Source organism: Streptomyces sp. NPDC037301 (genome assembly GCF_055602785.1).
In genome coordinates, this window is sequence record NZ_JBVJWD010000002.1 from 305,382 (window position 1) to 311,381 (window position 6,000).

The 6,000-nt window shown below is 68.0% G+C and carries 5 protein-coding genes; 2 read left to right on the forward strand and 3 right to left on the reverse strand.

All coding sequences use genetic code 11. The annotated features are described in order from the left end of the window. Window positions 1–179 precede the first annotated feature (179 nt). The 3 genes from ACZ7IB_RS04735 to ACZ7IB_RS04745 are packed head-to-tail and all read right to left on the reverse strand — an operon-like array spanning window position 180 to window position 2,874. The gene (locus ACZ7IB_RS04735) at window positions 180–941 is read right to left on the reverse strand and encodes an amino acid ABC transporter ATP-binding protein (protein ID WP_383971833.1); all 762 of its coding nucleotides are present in this window, start codon (window positions 939–941) and stop codon (window positions 180–182) included. Then, window positions 938–1,888, reverse strand: a complete 951-nt coding sequence (locus ACZ7IB_RS04740; RefSeq protein ID WP_470909160.1) for an amino acid ABC transporter permease — start codon at window positions 1,886–1,888, stop codon at window positions 938–940. The genes ACZ7IB_RS04735 and ACZ7IB_RS04740 overlap by 4 nt, the downstream gene beginning before the upstream one ends. A gap of 29 nt (window positions 1,889–1,917) precedes the next feature. Further along, window positions 1,918–2,874, reverse strand: coding sequence for an ABC transporter substrate-binding protein (locus ACZ7IB_RS04745; RefSeq protein WP_470909162.1), 957 nt, complete (start codon window positions 2,872–2,874; stop codon window positions 1,918–1,920). A gap of 520 nt (window positions 2,875–3,394) precedes the next feature. Here ACZ7IB_RS04745 and ACZ7IB_RS04750 point away from each other — a divergent pair. Together ACZ7IB_RS04750 and ACZ7IB_RS04755 are read left to right on the forward strand one after the other, a co-directional pair. Then, window positions 3,395–4,606: an NAD(P)-dependent malic enzyme gene (locus ACZ7IB_RS04750; RefSeq protein ID WP_327272973.1), complete on the forward strand. Its 1,212-nt coding sequence runs from the start codon at window positions 3,395–3,397 to the stop codon at window positions 4,604–4,606. A 214-nt stretch (window positions 4,607–4,820) separates the two neighbouring features. After that, entirely contained in the window at window positions 4,821–5,786 is a 966-nt protein-coding gene (locus ACZ7IB_RS04755) for a zinc-binding dehydrogenase (protein ID WP_470909163.1), read from the forward strand. Window positions 5,787–6,000: the final 214 nt, after the last annotated feature.

Consider the following 6,000-nt stretch of genomic DNA (forward strand, 5'->3'; position numbering starts at 1 on the left):
ATCCCATCGGCGGCACCGCGGACGCGCCGCGCGGCTCGATAGCTCCGACCGGGCCAAGAACCTGGGCAAGCCGACTAAGGGGCCACCCCCGACGGGCTGCGTACCCGAGGAACCAGGGATACGTGGAAGAGGGCGGTACGAACCCTGTCCGGGTTCGTACCGCCCTCTTCCACGTATCCCTAGAGCACCTTCGACAGGAACGACTTCGTCCGGTCGTGCTGCGGGTTGGTCAGTACGTCGCGCGGGTGGCCCGACTCGACCACCACGCCGTCGTCCATGAAGACCAGCGCATCGCCGACCTCACGGGCGAAGCCCATCTCATGGGTCACGACGATCATCGTCATGCCGTCCTCCGCGAGACCGCGCATGACGTCCAGGACATCGCCCACCAGTTCCGGGTCGAGCGCCGACGTTGGCTCGTCGAAGAGCATCAGCTTCGGCTCCATGGCCAGGGCGCGGGCGATCGCCACCCGCTGCTGCTGGCCGCCGGAGAGCTGGGAGGGGTAGTTCTTCGCCTTGTCGGCGAGTCCCACCCGGTCCAGCAGACGCTCCGCCCGGGCCCTGGCCACTGCTTTCGCCTCGCCCTTGACCTGGACCGGAGCCTCCATGACGTTCTCGATCGCCGTCATATGAGGGAAGAGGTTGAAGCGCTGGAAGACCATGCCGATGTCCCGGCGCTTCAGGGCGACTTCGCTGTCCTTGAGCTCGTAGAGCTTGTCGCCCTTCTGGCGGTAGCCCACCAGCTCGCCGTCGACGTACAGCCGGCCGGCGTTGATCTGCTCCAGGTGGTTGATGCACCGCAGGAAGGTCGACTTGCCGGAACCGGACGGGCCGATCAGACAGAAGACCTCGCGCGGGGCGACCTCCAGGTCGATGCCCTTGAGGATGTGCGCGGCGCCGAAGGACTTGTGGACGCCCTCGGCCTTCACCATGGCGGTCATGCCATGCCTCCCTTCGGGCGGCTCAGGGACAGCAGGTTGGCCCTGATCTTCTGCAGCGGGGTGGGCGGCAGGCTGCGGCTGGACCCGCGTGCGTAGTACCGCTCCAGGTAGAACTGGCCGATGCTCAGCACCGAGGTCATGATCAAGTACCAGGCCGCGGCCAGGAAGTACATCTCGACCGGGGCTCCGGACGACTGCCCGATGTCCTGGGCGTACTTGAACAGCTCGTAGAACTGCACGGCCGCCACCAGCGACGTCGTCTTGAGCATGTTGATGACTTCATTGCCCGTCGGCGGCACGATCACCCGCATCGCCTGCGGGATCACGACGCGCCGCAGGGTCTTGCCGTGGCTCATGCCCAGCGCGTGCGACGCCTCCGTCTGGCCCTCGTCGACCGAGAGCAGACCCGCACGGCAGATCTCCGCCATGTAGGCGGCCTCGTTGAGGCCCAGGCCGAGCAGCGCCGTCAGCAGCGGCGTCATGAAGCTCGACCAGTAGTCCTTGTAGACCGGTCCGAGGTTGATGTACTCGAAGACCAGACCCAGGTTGAACCAGACGAACAGCTGGACCAGGACCGGGGTGCCGCGGAAGAACCAGATGTAGAACCAGGCGATCGACGAGGTCACCGGGTTCTTCGACAGCCGCATGACGGCCAGCAGGACGCCGCCGACGATGCCGATCACCATCGACAGGGCGGTCAGCAGCAGGGTCTGGCCGACGCCCTTGATGATGCGGTCGTCGAAGAAGTAGTCGGGGACCGCACCCCAGTTGATCTTGCCCTGGCTGAACGCGTAGATGATCGCGACGAGCGCGGCGATGGCGATGACGGCCGAGACGTACCGGCCGTAGTGCCGGACCGGAATGGCCTTGATCGCCTCCGGTCCGGCCGGCGGGGTGGTGGGTATGGGCGGCTGGTCGGCCGGGCCCGTCTTCTCGATGTCAGTCACAGGAAGAGCCTTTCAGCGCCGGAGCCGTCTCAGGATCCGCCGTTCAGCTTGGCCTCGGTGACCGCGCCCGCCTCGACGCCCCACTTGGAGATGATCTTTCCGTACTCGCCGTTCTTGATGATCGCGTCCAGGGCCGCCTGAACGGCCTTGGTCAGCTGGTCGTTGCCCTTGGCGACGGCGATGCCGTACGGGGCGGCCTCGACCTGCTCGCCGACGAGCTGGAAGTCCTTGCCGCCGCCCGAGGTCTTCACCGCGTACGCGGCCACCGGGAAGTCGGAGGAGCCGGCGTCGGCGCCGCCGCTGCGCAGCCGGGTCTGGGCCTCCAGGTCGTTGTCGAAGGTCTCCATGGCGATCTTCTTGCCGCCCGTACACTTCTTCGACTCGGACTTGGCGAGGTCGTGCGAGACCGTGCCGCGCTGGACGGCGATCTTCTTGCCGCAGAGGTCCGCCCAGGTCTTGATGCCCTGGTCGTCGCCCTTCCTGGTGTAGATCGAGACACCGGCGCTGAAGTAGTCGACGAAGTCGACACCCTCGCCGACCTTCTTCTTCGTCTCGGAGTCGACGCCCTCCTGGCGGTCCTTGGTGTCGGTCATCGACGACATCGCCAGGTCGTAGCGCTTGGAGCGCAGGCCGGTGATCAGCGTGTCGAACGTGCCGTTCTCGAACTGGAACGTCACGCCGAGCTCCTTGCCGAGCGCGGCACCGAGGTCGGGGTCGATGCCGACCGTCTTGCCGGACTTGTCCTTGAACTCCACCGGCGGGTACGCGATGTCCGAACCGACCTTGATGATGCCCTTGTCCTTGATCTCCTGCGGCAGGAGGGCGGCAGCTGCGGAGTCATTGGTCTTCGTCGAGCCGGAGCTGTTGGATCCGCTCTTGGTCTGGTCGCCGCAGGCGGTCAGCAGCATGGTGCCGGCGACCGCGATGGCGCCGACCGCTGCAATCCGGGACTTCGCGGCCGTACGGCGTGTGGTGCTTGCGGTCATGATCGGGTTCCTCCGGCAGATGAGGGTGGTGCCAGGCGGTATGACACACGATGTCGGATGTCGCCGCCCTGTGCGATTACGGCATCTTGCCATTCGGATTTGCCCAAACAGGGGGCCAGTCATGTCAAAATCGGGTAACGGGCGATCCCCGAACCTCAAGGGGCCGGTACATCAAGGCCGGACCATCTGTGGGGTTTTCTTCTTGACACCGGAGGATTTTCGGCGCGTCTCGACTGGTGAACGCCATTTCGCCAATTGGCTGACTTGTCCAGATATTCGACTATGAGTCACATCACCGCGTCGGTATGGACTCGTCCGTGACGTGGTCCGTCCGGTAAGAAAGACCTTTACACCCCTCATCCGGGGCTCAGGGCGCGTGTGCGGCGCGCCCGCGCGTATGTATCTCCCCCTGCCGGGGCGGGCCAACCGCCGGGCGCAGGGAACGTACGCGGTGCCCGCCCACCCCTCCTCAATCAGGAGTGGCCACCCTCAAACGTTGAAGACTTAAGGGGTCAACACCATGGCAGCGGAGATCGTCAATCCTCGCAGCGACAGCACCACCGACAGCGCCACCGAAGAGCCGTTCGATCCGGCCTTCGCGCTCCACCGCGGCGGCAAGATGGCCGTGCAGGCCACCGTTCCCGTCCGTGACAAGGACGACCTGTCCCTCGCGTACACACCCGGCGTCGCCAAAGTGTGCAGCGCCATCGCCGAGAATCCCGAGCTGGTCCACGACTACACCTGGAAATCGCAGGTCGTCGCCGTCGTGACCGACGGCACCGCGGTGCTCGGCCTCGGCGACATCGGCCCCGAGGCGTCCCTCCCCGTGATGGAGGGCAAGGCAATCCTGTTCAAGCAGTTCGGCGGCGTCGACGCGGTCCCGATCGCGCTCGCGACCACCGACGCGGACGAGATCGTCGAGACGGTCGTCCGGCTCGCGCCGTCCTTCGGCGGCGTGAACCTGGAGGACATCTCGGCGCCGCGCTGCTTCGAGATCGAGCGCAAGCTGCAGGAGCGGCTCGACATCCCGGTCTTCCATGACGACCAGCACGGCACCGCCGTCGTGACGCTCGCGGCCCTGCGCAACGCCGCGAAGCTGTCCGGACGGAGCCTCGGCGAGCTGCGCGGCGTCATCTCCGGCGCCGGTGCGGCAGGGGTGGCCATCGCCAAGTTCCTGCTGGAGGCAGGGCTCGGCGATGTCGCCGTGGCCGACCGCAAGGGCATTGTCAGCCGGGACCGCGAGGACCTGACGGACGTCAAGCGCGAGCTGGCCGAGCTCACGAACCGGGCCGGGATCTCCGGCCCGCTGGAGAGCGCGCTGGCCGGCGCGGACGTCTTCATCGGGGTTTCCGGCGGTACGGTGCCCGAGGCGGCCGTCGCCTCGATGGCGCCGGGTGCGTTCGTCTTCGCCATGGCGAATCCGAACCCCGAGGTCCACCCCGACATCGCGCACAAGTACGCGGCCGTCGTGGCGACCGGGCGTTCCGACTACCCGAACCAGATCAACAACGTGCTGGCCTTCCCCGGCATCTTCGCGGGTGCCCTTCAGGTCCGGGCCTCCCGGATCACCGAGGGCATGAAGATCGCTGCGGCGAATGCGCTGGCGGATGTCGTGGGCGACGAGCTCGCGGCGGACTACGTGATTCCGTCGCCGTTCGACGAGCGGGTGGCTCCGGCGGTCACGGCCGCTGTGGCCGCGGCGGCGCGGGCGGAGGGCGTGGCTCGGCGCTGAGGTCCGGGGCGGGGCGGGGGACGGGTTCCCGGGTGCGGGGTGCGCCTGCGGCGGGCTTGTCCCCACCCCGCCTCTTCCCGTAACCCGGGGCTCCGCCCCCGGACCCCCGCTCCTCAACCGTGGGAGGGGCTGATTCTGCCCCCGCCCCCTGCGCGGTGCGCGTCACACCCGTGGCTGGTTACGTCGGCGCGCGCCCCGGCCTATCGTCAAGGCCATGTTCGCCGCCTACGCATCCCGCATCGACCGCGACCACCCCCTCAACGGCCTTGAGCTGGGCGAACGCCCCGCCCCCGAGGCGCGTCCGGGCTGGACGACCGTCAGCGTCCGGGCCGCTTCCCTCAACCATCACGATCTCTGGTCCCTGCGCGGCGTCGGTCTCGCCGAGGACAAGCTGCCGATGATTCTCGGCTGCGACGCCGCAGGGATCGACGAGGACGGCAACGAGGTCGTCCTGCACTCCGTCATCGGGCAGACCGGGCACGGCGTCGGCCCGAAGGAACCCCGTTCCATCCTCACCGAGCGCTATCAGGGCACCTTCGCCGAGCAGGTCACCGTCCCCAGCTGGAATGTGCTGCCCAAGCCGAAGGAGCTCACCTTCGAGCAGGCCGCCTGTCTGCCGACCGCCTGGCTCACCGCGTACCGGATGCTCTTCACCAACGCCGGGGTGCGTCCCGGCGATTCGGTCCTCGTCCAGGGCGCGGGCGGCGGCGTCGCCACCGCCGCGATCGTGCTCGGCCGGGCGGCCGGGCTGCGGATCTACGCCACCAGCCGCGACGAGGCCAAGCGCAAGCGCGCCGTCGAACTCGGTGCGATCGAGGCGTACGAGCCGGGCGCGCGGCTGCCGCAGCGCGTCGACGCGGTCATCGAAACGGTCGGCGCCGCCACCTGGTCCCACTCGGTGAAGTCGCTGCGCCCCGGCGGCACGCTCGTCATCTCCGGCGCGACCAGCGGTGACCGGCCCTCGCACGCTGAGCTGACCCGGATCTTCTTCCTGGAGCTGAAGATCGTCGGCTCGACCATGGGCTCCAAGGACGAGCTGGAGGATCTGCTGGCGTTCTGCGCGACGACCGGCGTACGGCCCGTCATCGACGAGGTGCTGCCCCTGGACCGGGCCCGCGAGGGATTCGAACGGCTGGACGCGGGCGACCAGTTCGGAAAGATTGTGCTCACCTGCTCTTGAGGTGTTCGGGGTGAGCTGTTCTCATCTGCGCCATGCGAATGCGGACGCGAATGGGCAGCGTACTCACCTCGATCGTCACGTCGGCCGTGCTCGCGGGGGGGGGCCCCGCCCCCCCCGCCGACGCACAGCCCGCACCCCCAGAACGGACCGGGATCCCCCGCCTCACCAACGACGAGGGACGCACCCCCCCCCTTCCCGGATGGAGGGTCTCTGG

Bases quoted from the DNA above. Each gene is read 5' to 3' on its own strand.
- ACZ7IB_RS04735 (WP_383971833.1), bottom strand. From the start codon at position 941: ATGACCGCCATGGTGAAGGCCGAGGGCGTCCACAAGTCCTTCGGCGCC.
- ACZ7IB_RS04745 (WP_470909162.1), bottom strand. From the start codon at position 2,874: ATGACCGCAAGCACCACACGCCGTACGGCCGCGAAGTCCCGGATTGCA.
- ACZ7IB_RS04750 (WP_327272973.1), top strand. From the start codon at position 3,395: ATGGCAGCGGAGATCGTCAATCCTCGCAGCGACAGCACCACCGACAGC.
- ACZ7IB_RS04755 (WP_470909163.1), top strand. From the start codon at position 4,821: ATGTTCGCCGCCTACGCATCCCGCATCGACCGCGACCACCCCCTCAAC.